The following is a 25030-nucleotide window of genomic DNA, read 5'->3' as shown; positions in this document are numbered from 1 at the left end:
GGTGATCCGCCGGTCGCGACGCTGAGCGGTCAGCGCCGCCACAACCACCCGAGGCCGAGCCGAACAGTAGGTCGCGAAGCACGCATGCCCAGTCGGCTGCAGGTGTGGACGAACTCAGGTGGTAGCGGAGTTACATCCGTGTCAGATGCCACCGCCGAGACGCTGAGGTTGCGGGGCAGTTCCACCATCGACATCGGCTAACACCCCAATCCATTTCTCTGTAGACCCCAGCCTGGCCGTGGCGGCCTGCAGCTAACTGGATGGTAACAGCTTGATCGCCGACGTCACAGCTCTTATCAGTGGTGGCCTGTCGGTCCGCTACCTGGCGTGGACCTTCTGCTAACTCGGCGCAGCGATGCCACCCTCGGAGGCGACGCTTCTGCAGCTTATATTGACCCGTGCGAAAGTGGGCGAATCCACGAAGGTGCACCGGTCACGCTCGGCAAATGCCCCACGATTGCTCGATCAATCGGTCTTTCGAGCAGCATTCACGAGCGTTTGAATTCAGCAACGTACCGGGATGGCAGCAAACAGCACCGTTTTGCCGAATCGACAGCTATTTGCGGTGGCCGTCAATTACCGTCCGAGAGCGGCGCAGCAAACTGCCGCCCTGGACCGGGAGAAAACCTCTGATGAAGACCTCCATCGCCTCTGCTGCTGCCCTGATCTGCGTTCTGACCGCCTGCGGTGGCGGCGGCGACACCGCGGCGGATAAGACCAGCTCGCCGACGTCGGCCGCCACCTCCGAAGCTGACTCCAGCACGGAGACCACCACCGCCGACGCGGCGGCCGACGCCGCCGCCGAGCCCGACTACAGCACTCTGCTGATGGCGGCCGAAGATCTCGATGCGCCCGTGCCGTTCATCGCCGATGCTCCGCAGCCCAACGGTGACGGCGTGCCCGGCGTGACGCAGACGTTCCGCGTCGAGGGCAATGGTGCTGTCATCGTCGACACGCTGATCGTGTGCGAGGACGCCGCCCAGGCCGAGGCCGTGCTGACCGAGACGGTCAAGACTCTCGGCCAGAGTGTCGTCGGTGAACCGCAGCCCTGGCCGCTGGCACCCAACGGGACCATCGTGACGGGCACCACGCTGGACGGATCGAGCGCCATCACCGCAGTGCTCTTCACCGAAGACAACGTCTTGACCACGCTCGAGTTCAACAGCCAGCCAGGGGATCTGGAGCCGGCCCCCACCGACTTCGTCGATTCCACCGGCCAACTGCAGATCGATGCCATCCGGGAGGGGCTGCCCGAACTGCAGGGGTGAAGACACGCGCTACGGCCGCAAGGTCCACTCGCAGGCCCCGCCGGCGCGCACGATCTCGCCGAGGGTGACGACCAGTCGGGCCGGGCCCACCAGCATGACGAAGGTCAACGCCTGGTCGGGGTGAGCGTCCACAGCCGGCAGGATCTCCCAGGTACATGTCGACCCGGGGAGCTTCGGCCCCGCCGTCGCGTAGGTGCCGGCGGCGATGTCCTCGCCCACCCGGTAGGTGTCGAAGGTGACCATTGCCGTCGCCGGGCTGGTGGCCGAGGTGATGGTGGTGTCGGTCGGCATCAGTTTCGTCGACGTCTCGGTCACTGTGATCAGTTCTTCCGTCGCGAAGACATCGGTGGACCCGCATCCCGGCAAAGTGGCCGCACAGAGCAGCGTTGCCAGGTTCCGGTGCACCGCAGAGGTCGTCATGGCTAGAGGCTGCGGGTTGAACCGGTTCGTGAACAGAGGGGTGCGGGTACTCACCCCAACTTTTCAGCCATTCCCGCTGATTCTCGCAGCGCGGGCACAGGAAACAGGCGACGGAACGACGAAGACCCCGCCGGGGCGGGGTCTTCATCGGGTGCGCCGTCAGGGTTTCGAACCCCGGACCCGCTGATTAAGAGTCAGCTGCTCTACCAACTGAGCTAACGGCGCGTGAACTGCGCCTGAGACAATAACAGGCCGATGCGCGGAGACGGAAATCCGCGCCCTACCAGGGACTCATGCGCGAGGTCGCATACTGTCTGTGGCTGCCCTTAGACTTGCTGGCAACAGTGCGCGCTCGTCGCGCCCGTCCCGCGAATCCAGGGTGTGAGGTGGAACGTTTATGTGGCAGGTCCGTTCGGTGACCAGGCCGCGTGGCTATCGGTCCTGGCTGGTGGCGCTACTGCTGGTGCCCACCGTGGTGTTGACCCTCAGTGCCTGCTCCACGGGCACCGCTGAGCAGGCGGCGCCGCAGACCATCGACGACAAGGGCACGCCCTTCGGTGACCTGCTGGTGCCCAAGCTCACCGCCTCGGTGGTCGACGGTGCCGTGGGGGTCGCCATGGACCAGCCCATCACCGTGACCGCCGAGAACGGCGTGCTCGGGCCCGTGACGCTGATGAACGCCGACGGCACGCCCGTCGCCGGTGAGCTGAGCAAGGACGGACTCACCTGGTCGTCCACCGATCAGCTCGACTACAACGAGAGTTACGTCCTGGAGGCCAGCTCGCTCGGGCTCGGCGGCCAGGCCAGCCAACGGATGGCGTTCGAGACCCATTCGCCGGAGAACCTGACCATGCCGTACCTGATGCCGGGCAACGGCGAGACGGTGGGCATCGGGCAGCCGGTCGCCATCCGCTTCGACGAGAACATCCCCAATCGGGCGGCGGCCGAACGGGCCATCACCATCACCACCAACCCGCCCGTCGAGGGTGCGTTCTACTGGCTGAACAATCGCGAAGTGCGCTGGCGCCCAGAGCAATACTGGAAGCCGGGCACCACCGTCGACGTGAAGGTGAACACCTACGGGGTCGACCTCGGTGACGGGCTGTTCGGACAGGACAACGCCAGCACCAGCTTCACCATCGGTGATGCCGTCATCGCCACCGCGGACGACGCCACCAAGACCATCACGGTTCGTGTCAACGGCGAGGTGGTCAAGACCATGCCCACCTCGATGGGCAAGAACAGCACCCCCACCAACAACGGGGTGTACATCATCGGTGACCGCTACGCCGACCTGGTGATGGACTCGTCCACCTACGGCGTCCCGGTCAACTCTCCCAACGGCTATCGCACCGAGGTGGAGTACGCCACGCAGATGTCCTACAGCGGCATCTATGTGCATGCCGCCCCGTGGTCGGTGGGCAGCCAGGGCTATTCCAACGTCAGCCACGGCTGCCTCAACGTCAGCACCAGCAACGCGCAGTGGTTCTACAACAACACCAAGCGTGGCGACATCGTGGAGGTCATCAACACGGTCGGTTCGCCGCTGCCGGGCACAGACGGTCTGGGGGATTGGAACGTCCCCTGGACCGAATGGAAAGCCGGCAACGCCAACATCTGAGCGGGTCGTTCTCAAATGTCGTGAACGGAACGGCATCGGGTCAATCGGACGGGGCGGCGGATGTTCGCCTCGGGGCTATGCCCGCGCGGCTAGCGAACGGGCGAGGTTTACCGACTGATTCACGAGCATGAAGGTATGTGTGCCCCTGACGGGCACGAGAGTCTGGTGGTAAAAACCGCTGCCCTGGACGGTCACCTGAACGAAGCCGGAGAGCTTCTGATCCTTCAGCAGTAGGAACAGCAAGCCGAGCAAACAGAACACGAAGAAGATGATGCAGAGGATGACGCCGACAGTTGAAATTCCCTCGTGCCACTGAGACATATCGGTCACAGTCCAGACCGTCCCGCGAATCGGGTGCGGCCCGCTGGGCGTAATCACCCAATGCTCTGAGATGGTGATGTCCCCAATTGTGACCAAGGCAGGTTCGTGCTGGCCAGGCGCGTATTGCGCTGATTCCCCCATGGCGGAATTGAAGCACGGCCGACGGCTGGTGCGCCGTTACTTTCCGCCAGTTCGTACTCGGGTCACATCCAGCCAGGTCCCGCACATCCTCCAAGAATGCAAAAGGTGGGAGAGGTAAAACCCTCTCCCACCTGCGGGGTGGCTGACGGGACTCGAACCCGCGACAGCCAGGATCACAACCTGGTGCTCTACCAACTGAACTACAGCCACCATTGCTGCTCCCCGGTCACCCGGTTGCGCAGCGTGGTTGATCTTAGCCGGTAGACCCGCCGGATACCGAATCGGTTTGTCCCGGCGGCCCCAGGGTCACCGCGACGGCGGCAATGTCACTGGTAGAAGGTCCGGGTGGGGGCACGAACGCGGTCTGGCGGTAGTACTTCAGCTCGCGGATCGACTCATGGATGTCGGCCAGGGCGCGGTGTGCCAGCCCCTTCTCCGGCTGGCCGAAGTAGATCCTCGGGTACCAGCGACGACACAGCTCCTTGATGGAACTCACGTCGATCATGCGGTAGTGCAGATAGCTGTCCAGAGCCGGCATGTCGCGCGACAGGAATCCGCGATCGGTGGCGATCGAATTGCCGCACAGCGGCGCAGTGTTGGCGGCTGTGACGTGGGTGCGAATGTAGTCCAGAACAATGCCTTCGGCGGTGGCCAGGTCGACGGTCGAGCGCTTGACCTCTTCGGTGAGGCCCGAGCGGGCGTGCATCTGTTTCACCACGTCGACCATGCCGGCCAGCGCGGCGTCCTCGGCGTGGATCACCACGTCGACTCCGTCGCCCAGCACGTTGAGGTCGGCATCGGTCACCAGCGCCGCAATCTCGATCAGCTTGTCCGAGCCCAGATCCAACCCGGTCATCTCACAGTCGATCCACACCAATTCTTCACGCACATGCCTCACAGTAATTCCACGGGCCGACAGCGGCGCGTCCACACCCCGTTCTGCGCCGCCGTCGCCCAGTAGGCTCTGCAGATCGTGAGCACCGACGCCGCCGGCGACATCGCGTCCGGGTACCCGGCCGACGGAGCCGCCCTGACCCTGGGCTCGGTGGTGGTCGACGGCACCGCCCACCCGGCAGCACAGGTGCGGATCCCGCTGGCCACCATGAACCGCCACGGGTTGGTCGCCGGGGCCACCGGCACCGGTAAGACGAAAACGCTGCAGCTGATCGCCGAGCAACTCAGCGCGGCCGGCGTGCCGGTGGTGATGGCCGACGTCAAAGGCGACCTGTCCGGGCTGTCCGTACCGGGGGAGTCCGGCGATGCGATCGGCAGCCGCACCGCCGATACCGGTGACGACTGGACGCCGGCAGGGTTTCCGGTCGAATTCCTGTCCCTGGGCACCGAGGGTCTCGGCGTCCCTGTGCGTGCGACGATCAGCAGCTTCGGGCCGATTCTGTTGTCGAAGGTGCTCGGACTCAACCAGACTCAGGAGTCCACCCTGGGTCTCATCTTCCACTGGGCCGATCAGCGCGGCCTGCCGCTGTTGGACCTCAAGGATCTGCGATCGGTCATCACGTTCCTCACCGGCGACGGGGGCAAGGCCGAGCTGAAAAGCCTTGGTGCGGTGTCGAAGACAACAGCCGGGGTGATCCTGCGCGCACTGGTCAACCTGGAGGCCGAAGGCGCCGAGACGTTCTTCGGTGAGCCCGAGCTGCACCCGGCGGACCTCATGCGCCTCGACGCCCAGAGCCGTGGCGTGATCACGCTGCTGGAACTCGGCAAGGACGCCGCCCGCCCGGTGCTGTTCTCCACGTTCCTGATGTGGGTGCTCGCCGACCTGTTCACCGAGTTGCCGGAAGTCGGTGACCTCGACAAGCCCAAACTCGTGTTCGTGTTCGACGAGGCGCACCTGTTGTTCGACGGTGCGTCCAAGGCCTTCCTGGCCCAGGTGGAGCAGACCGTCAAACTCATCCGCTCCAAGGGCGTCGGCGTGTTCTTCTGCACCCAGTTGCCCACCGACATCCCTGGTGGCGTGCTCTCCCAACTGGGTGCCCGCATCCAGCACTCGCTGCGTGCCTTCACTCCCGACGACGACAAGGCACTGAAGAAAACTGTGCGCACCTTTCCGAAATCCAGCGTCTACGATCTGCAGTCGGCGCTGACGTCCCTGGGCACCGGCGAGGCGGTGGTGACCGTGCTCTCCGAGCGCGGGGCACCCACCCCGGTGGCCTGGACCCGGATCCGGGCGCCGCGGTCACTGATGAACAGCATCGGCCCGGACGCCCTCACTGCCGCCGCGAAAGCCAGCCCGCTGCAACGGGAGTACGGGATCACCATCGACCGGGACTCGGCCTATGAGCGGCTGGCGGCCACGCTGGCGCCGCCGCCCGATCTGCCACCGGTGCCGACCGACACCGGTGTCCCGCCGATGCCCGCCCCCGCTGAGCCGGGTCTGCTGGAACAGGTGATGGACAGTCCGGCCTTCAAGAGTGCGATGCGATCGGCAGGCACGGTGATCGGCCGCGAGATCACCCGCAGCATCTTCGGCACCGGGCGCCGACGGAGACGCTGATGAACTCCGAACTCATCGCCGCCCTCGGGGCTGATCTGCGGTCGGCGGGCTACACCACCGACGGGGTGGCAGAGCTCCTGGGTGCAGACGCCGGTGCCGCCTTCAGCAGGGGCCTGTGGTGGTCGGCGTTGCGTGCCACCGACCGCGCCGGTACCGATCAGCGGCGCCTCGCGGTCCTGGTGCGGCTGTTCCTGCTCGGCGCCGACGAGACCGCAGAACGCGTGCAGCAGGCCATGCCCACCGCCGGCCTGGATGCGCTGGTGGACAACGCCGTCGTCGAGGTGGTGGCCGGAAACATCAGGGCCACCCTCGACATCCGCCCCCACGGGGACGGTGTCCGCGACTTTCTGGTGGTCTCCGATCAGGACGCGGCGCTGCGGCCGGGCCCGGTACGGCCCGACCACGTGCTCGGCATCGGCGGGGCGTCGGTGTCGCTGGCGCACGCCGTGGTCCGCAACCCGGTGCGACGTGCCCTCGATCTCGGGACCGGCTGCGGCATCCAGGCGCTGCATCTGGCCGCGCACTGTGAGCAGATCGTGGCCACCGACACCAATCAGCGTGCCCTCACGCTGGCGGCGGCGACAGCCGGCCTCAACGACATGACCTGGGATCTGCGGCGCGGCAGCCTGTTCGAGCCTGTCGCCGGTGAACGCTTCGACCTCATCGTGTCCAACCCGCCGTTCGTGGTGGGCACCGGCGCACTCGACTTCGAATACCGCGATTCGGGGATGGCCGGAGATGCCCTGTGCGCCGGCCTGATCAGCCAGCTGGGTGACCATCTGGAGCCCGGTGGTACCGCGCAGATCATGGCCAACTGGATCATCCGCGACGGTGACGACTGGCGCGACCGCGTGTCGGCTTGGTTGTCCGGCACGGGTTTACATGCGTGGGTGGTGCAGCGCGAGTTCGCCGACCCGGTGAGCTACGTATCGCTGTGGACCTCCGATGCCGGGGAGTTGCCCGAGGAGGCCGCCCGGCGCGGTGGGCTGTGGCTGGATTGGTTCGACGCCGAGGGCATCGCCGGTGTCGGTATGGGCATGGTCACCGTGCAGGCGCCGCGCTCGGGTGAGCGACGGCCACCGGACCTGGTTCTCGAGGAGATCACCGGCGCCGATGAGCAGTTGACCGGACCGGAGGTCGCGGCGTTCTTCGCGCGCCGCGAGTATCTGCACGACACCACCGATGCCCAACTGCTCGGTGCCCGGTTGTCCACGGCACCGGTGTTCCTCGAGGAGCAGTCCCTGCCCGGTCCCGACGGCTGGCAGACGGTGGGCGCGGCGGTCCGGCGACCCGGTGGGCCCGGTGCCGTTCTGGGCGTCGACGAGGTGTCGCGGGCGTTGCTCGCCGGCTGCCGCGGCGAAGTGCCGCTGGGGATGTTGCTCGATCTGCTGGCCGCACACCACGGCGTCGACGGTGACGCGCTGGCCGAGGCTGCCCTACCGGTGATCCGGGAGGCGATCGGGCGCGGGATTCTGTACGAGGCCGACTAGCGGCTCTAGCCGCCGCCGAGCTTCTTGTACACCGCGCCGACGATCGGTGTGACGATGGCGCGCGGGGTGTAGCCGCTGGCCACTGACATCGCCTTGGACGTCACCCCGGGTACCACGCGCATCTTGTTGTGCTCCAAGCCATCCAGCGACAGCTTCGCGGTGTACTCGGTGGAGATCCACAGGAAGTCCGGGATCAACCGTTCCACCAGCGACTGCTCTGTCTCGGCGGGCAGCGTCTCGCGCACCGGGCCGGGTGCCAGCAGCGTCACATGCACGCCGGCTGACTTGAGCTCACCGCGCAGAGACTCGCTGAAGGTGTTGGCGAAGGCCTTGCTGGCCGCATAGGTGGCATTGTTCGGGATCGGCGAATTGCCCGCCGCCGAACCGGAAATCAGGATGCCGCCACTGCCGCGGGCCACCATGCCCGGCACCACCGCGAGGGCAAGATCGTGCACCCCAAGGACATTCAGCTGCACCTGCTGCTTCTCCCCGGCGGGATCGAGTTTCGCGATCGGGCCGAATGTCGCGGTGCCCGCGTTGAGGCACAGGATCGAGATGTTGCGCTCGGCCAGCTCGTCGCACAGCACCCCGCGCGCCGCCGGATCGGCGAGGTCGACCGGGCGGACCTCGACGGTCACCCCGTATTGCGCGGTGATCCGGTCAGCCAGCGCGGTCAGCACCTCGGCCCGGCGGGCGGTGATGATCAGGTGATGCCCGCGCGCGGCGAGTTCGAGGGCCAGGGCTTCGCCGATGTTCTGGGAGGCGCCGGTGACGACGGCGCGCGCATCGGGGTGTGGCTGGGGTACTGGCACGAGGGTCATCCTAGACATCGCCGCGCAGCGCGTGGCCTGCAGAGCTGTCCCGGGTCGCTAGGGTGACCGCCATGAGAGCCCGTTCCCGGATCGCCGCGTGGGCATTGTGGGACTGCGGCTCTACCGGGATGAACGCGATCGTCGTCACATTCGTGTTCTCGGTGTACCTGACCGGGGCTGTCGGTGAGGGCACTCCCGGTGGTGCGTCGCCGGTGAGCTGGTTGGGCCGGGCCGAGGCCATCGCGGGTCTGACAGTCGCGCTGCTGGCACCGGTCACCGGGGTGTGGGTGCAGGCGTCGCGGCTGCGGCGCGAAGTGCTCGCGGTGCTCACCGGCCTCGCGGTGGCAGTCACCGCCTCGATGAGCCTGATCCGCGACGACCCGGCCTATCTGTTCGCCGGCCTGGCCCTGTTGGCGGTGGCCGCGGCCTGCGGTGATCTGGCCAGCGTGCCCTACAACGCCTTGTTGCGACAGCTCTCCACCTCGCAGACCTCCGGCCGGATATCGGGGATGGGCTGGGCTGCAGGCTATTTCGGCAGTGTCTTGCTGCTGGTGCTGGTCTACTTCGGGTTCATCGCAGGCGACGGACCCGAGCGGGGGTTCCTGTCGCTGTCGACTGGCGGCGGCGAGAACATCCGGATGGCGATGTTGCTGGCGGCGGCCTGGTTCGCGGTGTTCGCGCTGCCGCTGCTGCTCACCGTGCACCGCTGGCCCCGCCCGGTGGAACCGCGGCAGGATCGGATCGGCCTGATCGGGGCCTACCGCAAGGTGTGGACCGATGTCAGGGCCGAATGGCAGCGAGACCACAACCTGGTCTACTACCTGGTGTCCAGCGCCGTCTTCCGCGACGGACTGGCCGGCGTGTTCGCCTTCGGCGCTGTGCTCGGGGTGTCGGTATACGGGCTCAGCGAGGGCGACGTCCTCATCTTCGGAATTGCAGCATGTGTGGTGGCGGCCATCGGCGCGGTCGTCGGCGGCCTCGTCGACGACCGGGTGGGTTCCAAACCGGTGATCGTCACATCACTGGTCTGCCTGATTCTCACCGGGCTGACGCTGTTGAGCCTGTCCGGGACTCTGGTCTTCTGGGTGTGCGGGTTGTTGCTGTGCCTGTTCATCGGACCCACCCAGTCCTCGGCGCGCACCCAGCTGCTGCGGATGACGACGGAGGGCCGCGAGGGGGTGGCGTTCGGGCTCTACACGATGACGGGTCGGGCGGTGTCGTTCCTGGCGCCGTGGATGTTCTTCATGTTCATCGACGCCTTTGGCACCGATCGTGCGGGGACCGCGGGGCTGTGTGTGGTGCTGGGCGTCGGGCTGCTGGGGATGGTGTTCGTCAAGGTGCCCGCACACGTGCGCTGACGCGGTACGTCACCCCACGGTGTCTGATGGTGGGGTTCCTCCTCGGGACGCGGCTTCGCCGGGCGTCCCGCATCGGTCACCCCACGGTGTCTGATGGTGGGGTTCCTCCTCGGGACGCGGCTTCGCCGGCCGTCCCGCATCGGTCACCCCACGGACGCACAGATGGTCAGGCCCGTCCCGGTCCGCTCCCGCACCTGCTCACCGTCCACTTCCACCGTGCACGTCACCTCGCGACCGACGTTGAGCACGGTCACCGACGCGGCGCTCAGCGCGGGCGAGGACAGGTTCACCTGCTTCGACCACGGCAGCACCACATTGAACTCCATCTGCAGGACCCCGCCGGCGTCGACGTAGGTGATGCTGATGGCCCGCCCCTCCCCGCTGACGGTGTACTCCACCGGCTCGCTGACTCCGGGCACGGCGGTGGTCGGCGGCAGCAGCGGCACCGAGGTGGACGGCGTGGGCAGCGTCGGCGAGGGGGCAGTGGTGCTGGGCGCGCGGGTGGTGGTGGGAGGCACCGTGGTGGGTGTGGTCGGTTCCTGGGCAACCGGCGGCAGCGGAGCCACGAAGGTGTCTTCCTTGGAGCTGGTCTCGTTGATCACCAGGGCGATCACCAAGCCGACCACGACCAGCACGGCTGTGCCTGCAGCCAGCCACAGCCAGCGCGCCGAGCGTGGCTCCGGCGGTTCGGGCGGCGGCTGCATCGGCTGCTGGGTTTGTGTCCAGTAGGGCGGCAGCTGCTCGGTGTGCTGGGTCGGGGTGTAGCTCGGATAGCTGTACGGCCCGGCGTACGCGGGGTCCGGATAGGGGGCGTCGGGGTAGCGGGCATTGTGATCGCCCATCGGTTCCGTCGGCTGGGACCAGCCACGGCGATAAGGATCAGACCCGTCGGGTCGGCGTGGATCGCTCATGCCCACCTCATGCCTGCAGGCTACCCGCGCAGGTACCCATCCCGGGCAACGTGGGCGGGTCCAACCCGATACGGTGTCGACGGGCTACGAATAAGGGAGGCGTTCGGTGGGACCGCGGGTGCGCGCGATCTACGGGGCGTCACTGTCGCCTGATGGCACGGCGTTCGCGCACATCGTCGACGACGGCGGTTACCCGCGGGCGGTCCAGAGGTTTCTGCGCGGCTGGCGTGCCAGTTCCTCCCGCGACGTGGAGCTGCCCGTCGACGGACCCGTCACCCGGGTCATGCACTCTGCAGATGGTCACTGGTTGGCCTGCGAGGTGGCTCCCGAAGGAGCGTCGCGCACCCAGATCTGGGTGGTCACCACCGACCCCGACGACCGCGACGCGCGGCGCATCGACGGCCTCGGTTCGGACACCGACGACGCCACCGCGGAGCTGATCGGCTGGGACGGCACCCAGGTGGCCGCCATCCTCACCGGCCAGGACGGCGTGGGTGAATCCTGTCTGATCGACCCGGCCACCGGCAACCGCATCGTCTTGGACCGGCGGTCGGCGGGCCGCCTGGTCGACTCGTGGGCCGGCGCCGCCCTGGTGCGGGTGGGCCCGCGCGGGTACCGCGAGCTGCTGATGTTGCGCGGTCTCACCGAGATCTCCCTGCTGCCATACGATCCCGGCTCGGTGACGGACATGGGCGTGATTCTCGACGACCACAGCCCCCGCCGGCTGCGTGCGGGCGCCGAAGGTGAGCTCTCCGAGCTGTACCAACCGGCCTCGGCCTACGGGCTCAACAGCACCGAAGGGTTCGTCCGCGCACTCATCCGGTCCGACAACGGCACCGACCACGCTCGCCTGCTCGAGGTCACCGTCACCGAGGGTGGCGTGACCTACCACGTGGTCGCCGAGAAACCCGGTTTCGAGCTCGACGAGTTCGTGGTCAGCGATGACCTCTCCACCGTGGCGATCCTGTGGAACATCAACGGCTGCAGCGAGTTGCAGATCCTGCGTTACAGCGACTACACGCTCTCGCCGCCCATCCCGCTGCCCGGCCTGGTGGCCAGTGAGCTGTCGATCAGTGCGGGCGGTTCCATGGTCGCCATGACGGTCGAGAGTCCCTGGCAACCAAGCACTGTCGAGCTCGTGGACACCAGGACGCTGGAGTGGGAGCCGGTGGACCGGGTGCCCATGTCCGGGCCGGTGGCCTCAGCGCCGACCCTGGACACCATCACCGCTCGGGACGGGATGACCTTCACCGCGTGGCGTTACACACCGCCGCCGGGGGTCGACAGTGTCGGTGCGCTGATCTACCTGCACGGCGGGCCGGAAGGCCAGTCCCGCCCCGGGTACAGCGAGGTCTTCCCGCAGCTGCTCAACGCCGGTATCACGGTGCTGACGCCCAACGTTCGGGGCTCCGGCGGCTTCGGCCGGTCGTTCATGCACGCCGACGACCGGGAACGACGGTTCGCTGCCATCGATGATGTGGCCGACTGTGCACACCATCTGGTGTCCGGCGGGCACGCCGAGCCCTCCTGCATCGCGGTGGGCGGATGGTCCTACGGGGGTTACCTGACCCTGGCGGCACTGACCTTCCACCCGGAGCTGTTCGCCGCCGGTGTCAGTATCTGCGGGATGAGTGACCTGAGCACGTTTTACCGTAATACCGAGGCCTGGATCGCCGCTGCGGCCTACCCGAAGTACGGCCATCCGATCAGTGACCGGGACCTGCTGGACCGGCTGTCACCGCTGCTGCGGGTGGATGCGCTGACCGCCCCGCTGCTGCTGGTGCACGGCGGCAACGACACCAATGTGCCGGTGGGGGAGTCGGATCAGATGGCCCAGGCGTTGCGGGAGCGGGGCCGCACGGTGCGCTACCTGGTGTTCGAGGACGACGGACATGAGATCGCCAAACGGGAGAACCGGGCCGCCCTGGCCAATGCCGTGTGCGAGTGGCTGCACAGCGCCTTCACCGGTTCTTACTAGCCCACGCGCAGAGATCACAGCCCTCTGCCAAAACGCCACCAAAACGTCATGTTTGGGGATTTTGCGCATGGGTAAACCTTCCTCCGCCAGGTAGTGAGGATGTCGAACGGAGGCTCGGATGCGACGCGGCGGTCTGCTCGGCGTGATTGTTCTGGTTTGGCTCCTGATCGGAGTGTTCGCCGCGTTCCAGCGGGGGTACTTCGAAAGCACTGAAACCAACTGCGCGACAGCGGGTTCCATTGCGCTCACGGTTGTCGTGGGTCCGCTGAATTACGCAGGTGTCAACCCGGCGGTGGAGAGCTGCAATTTGCCGCAACCCAGCGCTTAGACCCCTGCTCGGAGAATCAGTTCATTGAAAGGTAGGAAACATGATCGTCCTCGGAGCAATCCTGCTCATTCTGGGCTTCGTGCTCAACATCAGCATCCTGTGGACCATCGGCATCATTCTGCTGGTGATCGGCGCCGTCTTCTGGATCCTGGGAGCCGTGGGCCGTCCCGTCGCCGGGCGGAAAGCCTGGTATTAACCACCGCGTCTAGCGGGAGTCGTCCGCCCATCGGAGTGCGGCGACGCTCATAGCGCGAAGCACCGCACGTGCGTGCGGTTTGGAGCCGGCCGGGTCTGACCCGGCCGGCTTCGTGCTGTATGGGGTCGAGTTGATCAGTCCGAAGGTCGCGTGAGCCATCAGCCGCGCATCCGCTTCGGGCAGGCCGGCGTGCACCCGGCGCAAGGCCCCGACCCACACCTCGACATATTCGCGCTGGCTGCGGCGCACCTGGCGTAAGGCGGCCTGCGGCAGTTGACTCAGGTCGCGGTCCTGGATCCGGATCAGGTCCGGTTCGGCCAAGGCAAAATCCAGATGGAAGTCGATCAGTCCCGCCAATGCCGCGTCAGGATCGGGCGCGGCCGCCACCACCGCTCGACCCCCCTCGTGCAGTCGCGCGCTGATGCCCACCAGCAATTCGACCAGCATGGCCTCCTTGTTGGGGAAGTGCCGATAGATTGCGGGTCCGCTGACGTCCGCCGCGGCGCCGATGTCCTCCAGTCGCACGCTGAGGAAGCCGCGTTCGGCGAACTGCCGCTCCGCCGCCTTCAGCAGCAATGAGCGCCGGTCGGACTTCGCCTGGCTTCGGCGGGTGGTGTTCGGGGTCGCCACCGCATCCTCCTGGGTCGTCGCTGGACAGATTCAGTTAGTTCCGATTAACATACCATCAGTTATTCGTCATTAACTGAAATGGTGATGAGGTGGGTATGACCCCGGTGCTGTCCGATCGCCAACAGCAGTCCGACCGCGAACAGCATCTGGAGCTGGTGGCTCAGCTGCGGGGGAAGCTGGTCGCCGCTGCGCGGGGCGGTCCGGAGAAGTCCCGCGAACGGCACGTCGCGCGCGGGAAACTGCTGCCACGCGACCGGGTGGACGGTCTGCTGGATCCCGGTAGCCCGTTGCTCGAGATTGCGCCGCTGGCCGCCGACGGAATGTACGACAACGAATGTCCCGGGGCGGGCATGATCGCGGGGATCGGCCGGGTCTCGGGGCGTGAGTGCATGATCGTCGCCAACGACGCGACGGTCAAAGGCGGCACTTATTACCCGATGACGGTGAAGAAGCACCTGCGGGCGCAGGAGATCGCCGCGCAGAACGGCCTCCCGTGTATCTACCTGGTGGATTCCGGGGGCGCATTCCTGCCGCGCCAGGATGAGGTGTTCCCGGACCGCGACCACTTCGGCCGGATCTTCTACAACCAGGCGACGTTGAGCGCGAAGGGAATTCCGCAAATTGCTGCGGTGCTCGGGTCGTGTACCGCAGGTGGTGCGTACGTGCCGGCGATGAGCGACGAGGCCGTGATCGTGCGCAATCAGGGCACCATCTTCCTGGGCGGCCCGCCGTTGGTGAAGGCCGCCACCGGGGAGGTGGTCACCGCCGAGGAACTCGGTGGTGGCGATCTGCATTCGAAGACTTCCGGTGTCACCGACCACTTGGCCCACGACGATCGCGACGCTCTACAGAGGGTGCGCGCCATCGTGGCGACCCTGGGCCCGCGCCAACCGCAGCCGTGGCAGACCCGCCCGGCGATGGCCGCCATCGCCGACCAGACCGAACTCTACGACGTCGTACCCACGGACGCGCGGGTGCCGTACGACGTGCACGAGGTGATCACCCGCATCGTCGACGGCGGGGAATTCTCGGAGTTCAAGGCCGAGTACGGCTCGACGCTGGTGACGGGCTTCGCGCACATTCACGGCCACCCGGTCGGCCTCATCGCCAACAACGGTGTGCTGTTCGGTGAATCCGCGATGAAGGGAGCGCATTTCATCGAACTGTGTGACAAGCGCACCATCCCGCTGGTGTTCCTGCAGAACATCTCCGGGTTCATGGTGGGCCGCGACTACGAGGCCGGCGGCATCGCCAAACACGGGGCCAAGATGGTGACCGCGGTGGCGTGCGCGCGGGTGCCCAAGTTCACGGTGGTGATCGGGGGCTCCTACGGCGCGGGGAACTACTCGATGTGCGGGCGCGCGTACTCGCCACGGTTCCTGTGGATGTGGCCCAACGCCCGGATCTCGGTGATGGGTGGCGAGCAGGCGGCCTCGGTGCTGGCGACGGTGCGCGGTGACATGACCCCGGAGCAGGAGGCGGCCTTCAAGGCCCCCATCCGCGAGCAGTACGAGAGCCAGGGCAACCCCTACTACTCGACGGCCCGGCTGTGGGACGACGGGGTGATCGACCCTGCCGACACCAGAACCGTTCTGGGTCTGGCTCTCTCGGTGGCAGGCAATGCGCCGCTGGAGCCGGTGTCCTACGGCGTCTTCCGGATGTGAGTGAAATGACATTTCATACGATTCTGGTGGCCAACCGCGGCGAGATCGCGGTGCGCGTCATCCGCACGCTGCGGCAGCTGGGTATCCGCTCGGTGGCGGTGTACAGCGACGCCGACGCCGGGGCGCGGCACGTCGCCGAGGCTGATACCGCGGTGCTCATCGGCCCCGCGCCGGCGCGGCAGAGCTATCTGAACATCCCTGCCATCGTCGACGCCGCGCGGCGCACGGGGGCGCAGGCGGTGCATCCTGGGTATGGATTCCTCTCGGAGAACGCGGAATTCGCTGCCGCACTGGATGCGGCAGGGATCGTGTTCATCGGCCCGCCGGCGTCGGCGATCGCCACGATGGGCGACAAGATCACCGCCAAGCAGACGGTGGCGCAGTTCGACGTGCCGGTGGTGCCCGGCATCGCCGAACCCGGACTGACCGATGAACAATTGATCGCGGCCGCCGAGGGCATAGGCTACCCGGTGTTGGTCAAGCCGTCGGCCGGCGGCGGCGGCAAGGGCATGCGCATGGTGGAACGCGCACAGGACCTGCCGGCCGCGCTGGCCGGCGCACGTCGCGAGTCGGCCTCGGCCTTTGGTGACGACACCTTGTTCATCGAACGATTCGTGTTGCGGCCCCGCCACATCGAGGTGCAGGTGCTCGCCGACAACCACGGCAACATCATCCACCTGGGGGAGCGGGAGTGCAGCCTGCAGCGTCGCCACCAGAAGGTGATCGAGGAAGCGCCCTCGCCGCTGCTGGATGCTGCCACCCGCGCCCGTATCGGCGCCGCGGCCTGCGCCACCGCCCGCAGCGTGGACTACTCAGGTGCGGGCACGGTGGAGTTCATCGTGTCCGCCGACCGGCCCGACGAGTTCTTCTTCATGGAAATGAACACCCGGCTGCAGGTCGAACACCCGGTCACCGAGATGGTCACCGGTTGGGATCTCGTCGAATGGCAGGTGCGCATCGCGGCAGGGGAGAAGCTGACCGCGGCGCAGGACGACATCGAGATGCGCGGCCATGCCGTCGAAGCCCGGGTGTACGCCGAGGACGCCGGCCGCGGGTTCCTTCCCACCGGTGGTGATGTCCTACAGGTGGTCGAACCGAACGGGCCAGGGGTGCGCGTCGACTCCGGGTTGCGCGCCGGAACCACTGTCGGCAGTGACTACGACCCGATGCTCGCGAAAGTCATCGCGCACGGCGCGGACCGGTCCGCGGCGTTGCGTGGGCTGGACCGGGCGCTGACGGGCACCGCCGTGCTCGGCGTGGTCACCAACATCGACTTCCTGCGCTTCCTGCTGGCCGATGACGACGTGCAAGCCGGCCGGCTGGACACCGGGCTGCTGGATCGCCGCATGCCGGACTTCGCGCCGGCGGAAGCGGGCGACACCGAGTTCATTGCTGCCGCTGCCTACCGGTGGCTGCAGCGCTGGGCCGCCGCGAGTGACGACCTGTGGTCGGCGCCGACGGGCTGGCGGATGGGAGCACCCGCACCCACACTCATCCGGCTGGCCGCCGGCGAGAAGACCGTGCACGTCGGCATCATCGGACACCCCGATGCCGCGACGGCGACAGTGGAGGGCGGACAACCGGTTTCGCTCGCGACGAGCCTGCAGGGGGAGGTTCTCACCGTGACGGTCGACGGGCTGCGCGCCGAATACCTCGTCGCCGAAACCGACCACCAGATCTGGCTGGCGGGCGGCGGTGCCGTCACCACACTGACCGAGATGCGTGAAGCGCCGGTACGTGCCGACGACGCCCATGCCGGCGACGCGGAGCTGACCAGCCCGATGCCCGGCGCAGTCGTCGCGGTCAACGTCGAGAACGGTGCGACGGTGACTGCCGGCACTGTCGTCGTCGCTGTCGAGGCCATGAAGATGGAGCATTCCCTGACCGCCCCCGTCGACGGCACCGTGCACTTGCTGGTCGCCGTCGGCGACCAGGTCAAAGTCGGTCAGCCGCTGGCCACAGTCATCGCAACAGAAGGTGAAACAACATGACCGATTATCTGTCCACCGGCAACCTGCCCGACGACTACGCCCAGCTGGCCAAGACGGTCCGGGATTTCGCCCGCAGCGTCGTCGCACCCGTGGCCGCCAAACACGATGAGGAACACTCGTTTCCCTACGAAGTGGTCGCCGGGATGGCCGACATGGGACTGTTCGGGCTGCCGTTCCCCGAAGAGTACGGCGGCATGGGCGGCGACTACTTCGCGCTGTGCCTGGCGCTCGAGGAACTCGGCAAGATCGACCAGAGTGTGGCCATCACGCTGGAAGCCGGGGTGTCGCTGGGGGCGATGCCGGTGTACCGGTTCGGCAACGAGGAGCAGAAGCAGCAGTGGCTGCCGCTGCTGGCCAGCGGAGCGGCGCTGGGGGCGTTCGGTCTCACCGAAGCCGGTGGCGGCAGTGATGCCGGGGCCACCAAGACCACCGCCACGCTCGATGACGGCCACTGGATCATCAACGGCACCAAGCAGTTCATCACCAACTCCGGCACCGACATCACCAGACTCGTGACCGTCACCGCGTTGACGGGCGAGGGGGAGATCTCGTCCATTCTGGTGCCCGTGCCCACCGAGGGGTTCACCGCCGAGCCTGCGTACAACAAGGTCGGCTGGAATGCCTCCGACACCCACCCGTTGACCTTCCAGGATGTCCGGGTGCCCGAGGAGAATCTGCTCGGTACCCGCGGCCGCGGCTACGCCAACTTCCTGCGCATCCTCGACGAGGGCCGCATCGCCATTGCCGCCCTGTCGGTGGGTGCCGCACAGGGGTGCGTGGACGAGAGTGTGAAGTACGCCAAGGAACGCTCGGCGTTCGGGCAGCCGATCGGCAAGTACCAGGCCATCGAGTTCAAGATCGCCCGGATGGAGGCCCGCGCCCAGGCCGCACGCGCTGCCTACTACGACGCCGCCGCGCTCATGCTGGCCGGCAAGCCGTTCAAGAAGGAGGCCGCCATCGCCAAGCTGGTGTCCAGCGAGGCCGCGATGGACAATGCCCGCGACGCCACCCAGATCCACGGCGGCTATGGCTTCATGAACGAGTACCCGGTCGCCCGGCACTACCGCGACTCCAAGATCCTCGAGATCGGCGAGGGCACCACCGAGGTGCAGTACATGGTGATCGCCCGCACGATGGGGCTGTAGCACGTGGAGTCAAAAGTCATTGTCCAGCGTGGGCTCTGGTTCGAGGAGATGGAGCTCGGCGTCACCTACCTGCACCGGCCGGGACGCACCATCACCGAGGCCGACAACGTCCTGTTCACCACACTGACCATGAACACCCAGGCGCTGCACCTCGATGCGGCGTTCTCCGATGCGCTGCCGCCGTTCAACCAGCGCCTGGTGAACTCGATGTTCACCCTGTCCACGTTGGTGGGGCTCTCGGTGGCGCAGCTGACCCAGGGCACCATCGTCGGTAACCTCGGCTTCTCCGACATCGCGTTCCCCAAGCCGCTGTTCCACGGCGACACCCTGTACGCCGAGACCGTGATCGCCGAGAAACGCGAATCCAAGAGCCGCCCGGGGGAAGGCATCGTCACCTTCGCCCACACCGGCCGTAACCAGCACGGCGACATCGTGGCCACCGCAACGCGGCAGACCCTCGTGCGCAGAACTCCGGAGGACGACGCAGATGGCGTTGGATAACCCGGGCCCGGCCTGGCTGTTCTGCCCGGCCGACCGCCCGGAGCGGTTCCAGAAGGCAGCCGCGGCAGCCGATGTCGTCATCCTCGACCTCGAGGACGGGGTGTCCGCCGAGCACCGGCCCGCTGCCCGCCAGGCGTTGATCGACGCCCCCCTGGACCCCGGCCGCACCGTGGTACGCCTGAACCCCGGCGGCAGCCCCGAACACGCCCTCGATCTACAGGCGCTGCGTCAGACGCCGTACACCACCGTCATGCTCGCCAAAACCGAATCGGCACAACAGGTCGGCGCGCTCGCCCCGCTGGATGTCATCGTGCTGGTGGAGACTCCGCTGGGGGCGTTGACTGTCGCGGACTCCGCGGGAGCCGACAACGCCTACGCCGTGATGTGGGGGGCCGAAGATCTGTTCGCGGTCACCGGCGGCACGGCCAACCGGTGGCCCGACGGCACCTACCGCGATGTGGCGCGGCACGTCCGTTCGTCGTCGCTGCTGGCTGCCAAGGCCTACGGCCGGCTCGCGCTGGACTCCGTCTACATCGACATCAAGGACATCGAGGGGTTGCGCGCAGAGTGCGACGACGCCGTGGCGGTGGGGTTCGACGCCAAGGTCGCCATCCATCCCAGCCAGGTGCCGGTGATCCGTGAGGCGTACACCCCGACCGAAGACCAGGTGCACTGGGCTCGAAGGGTGCTGGCCGAAGTGGCCGATCAGAGGGGCGTCTTCCAGTTCGAGGGTGTCATGGTGGATGCCCCGGTACTGCGACGAGCGGAGCGCATCGTCGCCCTGGCGCCCCGTCCCGGCACCTCCTGACGGGTCAGGCCGAAAGCCCCAGCCGCGAGACGATCTGCTGCGCCGGTGCCGGGCGGCCCAGGTGGAAGCCCTGTCCGTAGTGGATGCCCAGGCCACGGAGTACGTACTGCTGAGCGTCCCCCTCGATGGACTCGGCGACGGTGCGGGCACCCAATTCCTGGGCCAGTTGGACGATCGAGAAGGTGAGCGCCCGCCGCACCGGATCGTCCTCGATGCCCCTGGTGAGTTCACCGTCGATCTTCACGATGTCCGGTTGTAGCCGCAGGATCTGGTTGAGGTTCGAGTAGCCGGCCCCTGCATCGTCCACTGCAACCTGTATTCCATTGTCACGCAACGGTTTCAGGCCGTGGCGCAGATCGTGGGGAAAGGGTTCGTGTTCGGTGATCTCGACCACGAGGTGGCGTTCACAAGTCAACAGAATCTGTTGGATCTCGGCATCGAGCGCCGCCGCGGGGCTGAGGTTCACCGCGATCGGCGTGTTGGCGGGGAAAGCCACACTGGCTTCGAGAACAGCCTGCAGTGCCCGCAATTCGAGGTCCACACCGCGACCGAGCCGTCGAGCGCGGGAGAACCACTGGCCGGCATCCTGCTCGCCGGCGCCGGGGAAGCGGCACAGCCCCTCGACGGCGACCAGTTCGGTAGAACGCAGATCCACGATCGGCTGGAACACCGGTCGCAGGCTGCCGGCGGCGAGCATGGTGTCCAGCCCGTCGTGCAGATCGTCCTGGTCGGCGCGCTCCGGGATCAGCAGCGCGGCGAGGAAGCGGGTGGTGGCCTGCCGGTCGGACGTGGACTCGAAGTCGTCATACAGATCGTGCAGCAGCCGGGAGAGCTGCGAGTGGGAGCCGATCAGAGCCGAGACCAGACGACTCAGCGAGGTGATGGCATCCACGTCCACCTCGTCGAAGGCGAAGGCCTCCGGAGCGACCACGGAGAGCACGCCCAGGGCGGTGTCGTCGTGGTAGAGCGGGATGACCACCCAGGACCGGAAATCGAGTTCCGCAGCGCGGGCCTGAACGCTGGGCACCAGCCGGGGGTCGACCCACGCGTCGTCGACGACCTCGGGTCGGCGGGACTGCAGCGCGCTGGCTTGGAACGATTCTGACAGGGGCTCCACCCGGCCGAGGTGCGGCGCGAGGGCACCGTGTGCCGAGACGGTGGCCAGGTGGTCATCGGGGGTGCAGAAGCAGACGCCCGCGCCACTGGCTTTGGGGATGAACAGGCAGGTCTGCTCGGCGATCCGGCGGGTCAGCAGGACCGGATCGATGGAGGCGGTGAGCGCCTCGACAAGTCGCTGCATGAGGGCACTTTCTTGCTGACCGGCGTGAACCGAGCCGCGTGCGCAGGCAACGGCGCAGTCGAATCTCACTGTATCGCATTCCGCTGGCCTTGAACCGATTTGCCAGAGATGAGGTGACGCGGACTACACGGTGCCGGCGCACTTGATACTGCGACTCGAATGGCAGAGTCTGCCCGATTGTCGCGGCGATTGAGGATTGTGAAAGTTGCTGTCCGCCAGCGTGTTCAGGTCACCGGCGCTGAGCCGCGGCCAATCGTGCTGCAAATTCCGGGGATTGGATGGAGGACGCCTGCGGGCCGAGCTCGGTGCGCATCGCGCTGTGGTGGGTGTCGGTGTCGACGGTGCCGGGCGACGCGGTAGCCCGCATGGTCGCTTTGGTGGCCAGCACCACCTCGCGCGGAGCGGACGCGGGTCCGCGGGCCAGATCGAGGGCCGCTGCCACCGGGTCATCGGCGACGTGCAGCGCCAACCCGTGCGTGACCGCGGTTTCGGCGTCGAATCGCATTCCGAAGAGCAGAGCGGCCCGGGCCACCTGTGGGCCGACCGCGCGTTGCAGCATCCAGGTGGCTCCGCCACCGGGGTGGATGCCCAATTTCTGGAAGCGCGGATCGAACACCGCTGTCGGCCCGGCGATCCGCACGTCGGCGGCCAGGGCCAGGTTCAGGCCGGCGCCGACGGCAGGACCGTTGACGGCGGCGACTGTGGGCAACGTGCAACTGGCCAGCGCCATGAACCCGTCGTAGATCCGCAGCAGGCCCTCCTCGGCGGCGACTCCGAGGGCGCTGAGGTCAGCGCCGGCGCAGAACGCTCTTCCGGCACCGGTGATCACCACCGCGTGGACCCCCGTGTCTGCCTCGGCGGTCTCGATGGCCTGGCGCAGTTGCGCCGACATCGCGTCGGTGACGGCATTGCGACGGTCCGGATCGTTGACGGTGATCAGGGCGACACGATCGTCGACCTGGTAGAGCACGGGGTCTGCGCTGGCCATGCAGGCACGTTACCGGCCGATCGGGCGTGTAACGCCTGCGGCCCCGCCCGACACTCACGTCCATATTGGCAATGGGAAAGGACGGCGATGACATCGTGACTGCCATGACGCAGACGGACGGCGGCGAGCGTGGGCTCATCGCTGCCCTGAGGGCAGGTGATGAATCGGCGTTCGCCCGACTCGTGGAACAGCACACCGGTGCGATGCTCCGCGTCGCCCGCGGGTATGTGGCCAGCACGGAGATCGCCGAAGAGGTGGTGCAGGAAACGTGGGTGGCACTGCTGCGGGGCATCGGTTCGTTCGAGGGTCGATCGTCACTGCGGACCTGGCTTTTCACCATCCTGATCAACACGGCGAAAAGTCGGGGGGTGCGCGACCGGCGTAACAGCGATCTCGAGGTGCTGGCGTTCACCGGTGGCACCGTCGATCCCGCTCGGTTTCGTGACTCCGGTGACCCCTATCCCGGGCACTGGCTGCCGACCGAGGTGCCCGCCGCGTTCCCGGACACCCCGGAGGGTTCGGTGCTCGGCGACGAGATGGTTGCGGTTGCCCGACGTGAGCTGGACCTGCTGCCGGAGCGGCAGCGGACAGTGGTGACGCTGCGCGACATGTTGGGGATGGATTCGGCAGAGGTGTGCGAGCTGTTGGACATCTCCGTCGCCAATCAACGGGTGCTGCTGCACCGGGGGCGCGCCGCGGTACGGCAGGCTCTCGAGAACTATCTGGAGGAGGCGCCGTGAACCCAGAACCATTGGACTGCAACGAACTTGTCGAGCTGGTGACTGCCTACCTCGACGGTTCGCTGGGCTCCGATGACCGTGCCCGCTTCGATGCTCATCTGCGCGAGTGCGACGGTTGCGTGAACTATCTGCAACAGTTCCGCGTGACCGTGTGCACCGTGGGCCGCATCCCCGCCGACGCCATGGATCCGGCATTCCGGGCGCGCCTCATGGATGTGTTCCATGGCCTGCGGTGATCATTCCTGGTCCTCCTCACGCAGGGTCGCCACCACGTAGACGACAGCTGATGCGGCGCCGAGTGCGCCGCAAGAGGCCACCGTCACCACCAGTGGGTCGACCCGCGGCGGCTCGGGGCTGCACCCGGCGGCCACGGCGGTGGGCGCTGGTAGCAGGATGGCTCCGACGACCAGGGCAGGGATGACGAGGCGGCTGGCTGCGAACATGTCCGCAGCATCGCCGAGGTGCCTTGGCGGATCCTTGTCGAGTTCTCGGCGGCCGGTCAGCCCGGCTGGTAGGCGGTGAGCGCCTGCGACACCTGCGGCAGGTACTGCCCGCAGCCGCGGTCCACCGATGCGGTGAGGATGTCGGCGGTGGATTCGACATCCCAGCCGTCCGCGAGGTAGCCGTCGATGAGCAGGCCGACGTCATCGGGGGTCAACGCCGCGGTGGATGCCGAACGAGCCAGCGCGGCGCACGTGCTGGCGGCGCCGGACGCGATCTCGCGAGACTCGTCGGGTGTGATCACCCCGTAGACATTGGGTTGCTCGGCGGCTGCGCCGGGGGCCAGCGCGATGCCCGCGGCCGCGAGACCGGTGAGTAGTGCCCCTGCCCATGAACTCCTGCGCGCCATGGGTGGAAATCGTAGGCCATCGAAGCGCCACGCGTGACGCCGCGAAATGTGCGGTAAGGCTTGACGTTTGTGTCAATACCGGCTCAGCGCGCGGTGAAACGCCCGGCGTCCAGAGGTTGGGCATCGGTGCTGCCCACGGCGTCCAGCCGCTCCAGCGCGCCGGGCGGCAGAGTGACCTGGGCTGCGGCGACGTTCTCTTCGAGGTGGCGCACCGAGCGCGTGCCCGGTATGAGCAGGGTGTGCGATGAGTGCGCCAGCAGCCAGGCCAAGCCCACCTGAGCCGGGGTGGCATCGAGCTCGGCGGCCACGGCCTGCACGTCCGGATTGTCGGTGACACTGGGAAAGCCGGCGAAGGCCGAGCCGAGGGGGAAGAACGGCACCCAGGCGATGTCCTGGGCAGCGCACAGGTCGAGGGTGGCTTCCTGGGCGCGATCGAGCACGCTGTAGGCGTTCTGCACGCAGACGATGCCCGCACCCAGAGCGGCGCGCACGCCGTCGGTGTCCACCGCGCTGAGCCCGATGCCGCCGATCTTGCCTTCGTCGCGTAAGGCGATCATCTCCGCGAGTTGATCGTCGAGGCTGACCACCTGGTCGCCCTCGGCGGCGAGGCCCGGACCCAGGTCGAGGCGGCGCAAGTTCATCACGGGAATGCACTCGAGACCCAGTTCGGTCAGATTGGCCTCGACCTCGGCTCGCAGTTGTTCCGGCTTCTGTGCGGGCTGGAGCGGCCTCGGACCGGCTGCCGGGGTGGCTCCGACCTTGCTGACGATCAGCAGGTCGTCGGGGTAGGGCGCCAACGCCCGCCTGATCCGGCGGTTCACCTCTCCGGCGCCGTAGAACGATGCGGTGTCGATGTGGTTGACGCCCAGTTCGACCGCACGCCGCAGGACTGTGGCGGCGTCGTCGTCGCCGACCTGTTGGTCGAGCTGCATCGCGCCGTACCCGACGCGGTGAACGGAGTGGGTGCCGATCTGTGCCGCCATGTCTTCTCTCGCTGGCATACTCGTGCTGATTCGGAGGTACCTCCGTTTTCACCCTACAGAAACGGAGGAGCCTC

The 25030-nt window shown here is 67.2% G+C and carries 26 protein-coding genes and 2 tRNA genes; 15 read left to right on the top strand and 13 right to left on the bottom strand.

The features are described 5' to 3' along the window. The first annotated feature begins 632 nt into the window (after positions 1 to 632). Complete coding sequence (locus G6N58_RS30420; protein WP_115280254.1) at positions 633 to 1268, top strand: hypothetical protein; 636 nt, start codon at positions 633 to 635, stop codon at positions 1266 to 1268. 9 nt (positions 1269 to 1277) lie between these two features. Here G6N58_RS30420 and G6N58_RS30415 read toward each other — a convergent pair whose 3' ends face one another. Together G6N58_RS30415 and G6N58_RS30410 are read right to left on the bottom strand one after the other, a co-directional pair. Next, a complete protein-coding gene (locus G6N58_RS30415) occupies positions 1278 to 1688 on the bottom strand; it encodes an Rv1352/Rv1906c domain-containing protein (protein ID WP_115280255.1) in 411 nt (136 codons plus the stop codon). A gap of 152 nt (positions 1689 to 1840) precedes the next feature. Next, positions 1841 to 1913, bottom strand: a tRNA-Lys gene (locus tag G6N58_RS30410). A 172-nt stretch (positions 1914 to 2085) separates the two neighbouring features. On the opposite strand from G6N58_RS30410, the gene G6N58_RS30405 reads away from it, so the two are divergent. Continuing rightward, positions 2086 to 3309, top strand: coding sequence for a L,D-transpeptidase (locus tag G6N58_RS30405; protein ID WP_163908573.1), 1224 nt, complete (start codon positions 2086 to 2088; stop codon positions 3307 to 3309). A gap of 75 nt (positions 3310 to 3384) precedes the next feature. Here G6N58_RS30405 and G6N58_RS30400 read toward each other — a convergent pair whose 3' ends face one another. The 3 genes from G6N58_RS30400 to orn all read right to left on the bottom strand — a co-directional run bounded on the left by G6N58_RS30400 (position 3385) and on the right by orn (position 4660). Next, positions 3385 to 3771 carry a hypothetical protein gene (locus G6N58_RS30400; RefSeq protein WP_115280256.1) on the bottom strand — a complete coding sequence of 129 codons (387 nt, stop codon included), beginning with the start codon at positions 3769 to 3771 and terminating at the stop codon, positions 3385 to 3387. 137 nt (positions 3772 to 3908) lie between these two features. Next, a tRNA-His gene (locus G6N58_RS30395) sits at positions 3909 to 3981 on the bottom strand. A 43-nt stretch (positions 3982 to 4024) separates the two neighbouring features. Then, positions 4025 to 4660: an oligoribonuclease gene (orn, locus tag G6N58_RS30390; protein ID WP_115280257.1), complete on the bottom strand. Its 636-nt coding sequence runs from the start codon at positions 4658 to 4660 to the stop codon at positions 4025 to 4027. Between the two features lie 75 nt (positions 4661 to 4735). On the opposite strand from orn, the gene G6N58_RS30385 reads away from it, so the two are divergent. Next, entirely contained in the window at positions 4736 to 6283 is a 1548-nt protein-coding gene (locus tag G6N58_RS30385; protein WP_276017126.1) for a helicase HerA-like domain-containing protein, read from the top strand. Continuing rightward, a complete protein-coding gene (locus G6N58_RS30380; protein ID WP_163908569.1) occupies positions 6283 to 7773 on the top strand; it encodes a DUF7782 domain-containing protein in 1491 nt (496 codons plus the stop codon). Before G6N58_RS30385 ends, G6N58_RS30380 begins: the two co-directional genes overlap by 1 nt. Before the next feature lie 5 nt (positions 7774 to 7778). On the opposite strand, the gene cmrA is transcribed toward G6N58_RS30380, so the two are convergent. Continuing rightward, the gene (cmrA, locus tag G6N58_RS30375; RefSeq protein WP_115281937.1) at positions 7779 to 8585 is read right to left on the bottom strand and encodes a mycolate reductase; all 807 of its coding nucleotides are present in this window, start codon (positions 8583 to 8585) and stop codon (positions 7779 to 7781) included. A gap of 71 nt (positions 8586 to 8656) precedes the next feature. On the opposite strand from cmrA, the gene G6N58_RS30370 reads away from it, so the two are divergent. Further along, positions 8657 to 9943, top strand: coding sequence for an MFS transporter (locus G6N58_RS30370; protein WP_115280259.1), 1287 nt, complete (start codon positions 8657 to 8659; stop codon positions 9941 to 9943). A 143-nt stretch (positions 9944 to 10086) separates the two neighbouring features. Here G6N58_RS30370 and G6N58_RS30365 read toward each other — a convergent pair whose 3' ends face one another. Next, positions 10087 to 10854: an MmpS family transport accessory protein gene (locus tag G6N58_RS30365; RefSeq protein ID WP_115280260.1), complete on the bottom strand. Its 768-nt coding sequence runs from the start codon at positions 10852 to 10854 to the stop codon at positions 10087 to 10089. A gap of 106 nt (positions 10855 to 10960) precedes the next feature. Here G6N58_RS30365 and G6N58_RS30360 point away from each other — a divergent pair, with 106 nt between their 5' ends. From G6N58_RS30360 to G6N58_RS30350, 3 genes are all read left to right on the top strand, one after another. Continuing rightward, positions 10961 to 12832: an alpha/beta hydrolase family protein gene (locus G6N58_RS30360; protein ID WP_115280261.1), complete on the top strand. Its 1872-nt coding sequence runs from the start codon at positions 10961 to 10963 to the stop codon at positions 12830 to 12832. A 118-nt stretch (positions 12833 to 12950) separates the two neighbouring features. Continuing rightward, positions 12951 to 13160 (top strand): hypothetical protein, encoded by a 210-nt coding sequence (locus G6N58_RS31010; RefSeq protein ID WP_068918038.1) that lies wholly within the window; start codon positions 12951 to 12953, stop codon positions 13158 to 13160. Between the two features lie 40 nt (positions 13161 to 13200). Beyond that, positions 13201 to 13356, top strand: a complete 156-nt coding sequence (locus tag G6N58_RS30350; RefSeq protein ID WP_147289407.1) for a zinc metallopeptidase — start codon at positions 13201 to 13203, stop codon at positions 13354 to 13356. A 9-nt stretch (positions 13357 to 13365) separates the two neighbouring features. Here G6N58_RS30350 and G6N58_RS30345 read toward each other — a convergent pair whose 3' ends face one another. Beyond that, a complete protein-coding gene (locus G6N58_RS30345) occupies positions 13366 to 13986 on the bottom strand; it encodes an SACE_7040 family transcriptional regulator (protein WP_115280262.1) in 621 nt (206 codons plus the stop codon). A gap of 95 nt (positions 13987 to 14081) precedes the next feature. Here G6N58_RS30345 and G6N58_RS30340 point away from each other — a divergent pair, with 95 nt between their 5' ends. From G6N58_RS30340 to G6N58_RS30320, 5 genes are read left to right on the top strand one after another with little or no spacing between them, the layout of a single operon-like run. Beyond that, positions 14082 to 15650 carry a carboxyl transferase domain-containing protein gene (locus G6N58_RS30340; RefSeq protein WP_115280263.1) on the top strand — a complete coding sequence of 523 codons (1569 nt, stop codon included), beginning with the start codon at positions 14082 to 14084 and terminating at the stop codon, positions 15648 to 15650. Positions 15651 to 15655: 5 nt separating this feature from the next. Then, on the top strand, positions 15656 to 17641 hold the full coding sequence (locus tag G6N58_RS30335) for an acetyl-CoA carboxylase biotin carboxylase subunit (RefSeq protein WP_115280264.1): 1986 nt from the start codon (positions 15656 to 15658) through the stop codon (positions 17639 to 17641). After that, positions 17638 to 18786 carry an acyl-CoA dehydrogenase family protein gene (locus tag G6N58_RS30330; protein ID WP_115280265.1) on the top strand — a complete coding sequence of 383 codons (1149 nt, stop codon included), beginning with the start codon at positions 17638 to 17640 and terminating at the stop codon, positions 18784 to 18786. Before G6N58_RS30335 ends, G6N58_RS30330 begins: the two co-directional genes overlap by 4 nt. A 48-nt stretch (positions 18787 to 18834) precedes the next feature. Beyond that, positions 18835 to 19287 (top strand): MaoC family dehydratase, encoded by a 453-nt coding sequence (locus G6N58_RS30325; RefSeq protein ID WP_115280266.1) that lies wholly within the window; start codon positions 18835 to 18837, stop codon positions 19285 to 19287. After that, complete coding sequence (locus tag G6N58_RS30320) at positions 19274 to 20095, top strand: HpcH/HpaI aldolase/citrate lyase family protein (protein ID WP_115280267.1); 822 nt, start codon at positions 19274 to 19276, stop codon at positions 20093 to 20095. Before G6N58_RS30325 ends, G6N58_RS30320 begins: the two co-directional genes overlap by 14 nt. A gap of 4 nt (positions 20096 to 20099) precedes the next feature. Here the strand turns inward: G6N58_RS30320 and G6N58_RS30315 are convergent, their stop codons facing one another. Together G6N58_RS30315 and G6N58_RS30310 are read right to left on the bottom strand one after the other, a co-directional pair. Further along, entirely contained in the window at positions 20100 to 21395 is a 1296-nt protein-coding gene (locus tag G6N58_RS30315) for a sensor domain-containing phosphodiesterase (protein ID WP_115280268.1), read from the bottom strand. 229 nt (positions 21396 to 21624) lie between these two features. After that, a complete protein-coding gene (locus tag G6N58_RS30310) occupies positions 21625 to 22383 on the bottom strand; it encodes an enoyl-CoA hydratase (RefSeq protein WP_115280269.1) in 759 nt (252 codons plus the stop codon). A gap of 104 nt (positions 22384 to 22487) precedes the next feature. Between G6N58_RS30310 and G6N58_RS30305 the strand changes: the two genes are divergently transcribed. Then, the gene (locus tag G6N58_RS30305; RefSeq protein WP_115281938.1) at positions 22488 to 23123 is read left to right on the top strand and encodes an RNA polymerase sigma factor; all 636 of its coding nucleotides are present in this window, start codon (positions 22488 to 22490) and stop codon (positions 23121 to 23123) included. After that, positions 23120 to 23359 carry an anti-sigma factor family protein gene (locus tag G6N58_RS30300; RefSeq protein ID WP_172545022.1) on the top strand — a complete coding sequence of 80 codons (240 nt, stop codon included), beginning with the start codon at positions 23120 to 23122 and terminating at the stop codon, positions 23357 to 23359. Before G6N58_RS30305 ends, G6N58_RS30300 begins: the two co-directional genes overlap by 4 nt. Here the strand turns inward: G6N58_RS30300 and G6N58_RS30295 are convergent, their stop codons facing one another. The 3 genes from G6N58_RS30295 to G6N58_RS30285 form a co-directional block, all read right to left on the bottom strand. Continuing rightward, positions 23360 to 23566, bottom strand: coding sequence for a hypothetical protein (locus tag G6N58_RS30295; RefSeq protein ID WP_115280270.1), 207 nt, complete (start codon positions 23564 to 23566; stop codon positions 23360 to 23362). Positions 23567 to 23622: 56 nt separating this feature from the next. Next, positions 23623 to 23973, bottom strand: a complete 351-nt coding sequence (locus G6N58_RS30290; RefSeq protein WP_115280271.1) for a hypothetical protein — start codon at positions 23971 to 23973, stop codon at positions 23623 to 23625. 83 nt (positions 23974 to 24056) lie between these two features. Further along, a complete protein-coding gene (locus G6N58_RS30285) occupies positions 24057 to 24956 on the bottom strand; it encodes an aldo/keto reductase (RefSeq protein ID WP_232068058.1) in 900 nt (299 codons plus the stop codon). Between the last annotated feature and the right edge of the window lie 74 nt (positions 24957 to 25030).

It is taken from the genome of Mycolicibacterium tokaiense, assembly GCF_010725885.1.
Taxonomy (GTDB): Bacteria; Actinomycetota; Actinomycetes; order Mycobacteriales; family Mycobacteriaceae; genus Mycobacterium; species Mycobacterium tokaiense.
The sequence above is the reverse complement of the archived record's forward strand: the minus strand, read 5'-3'. Positions and strand labels throughout refer to the sequence as shown.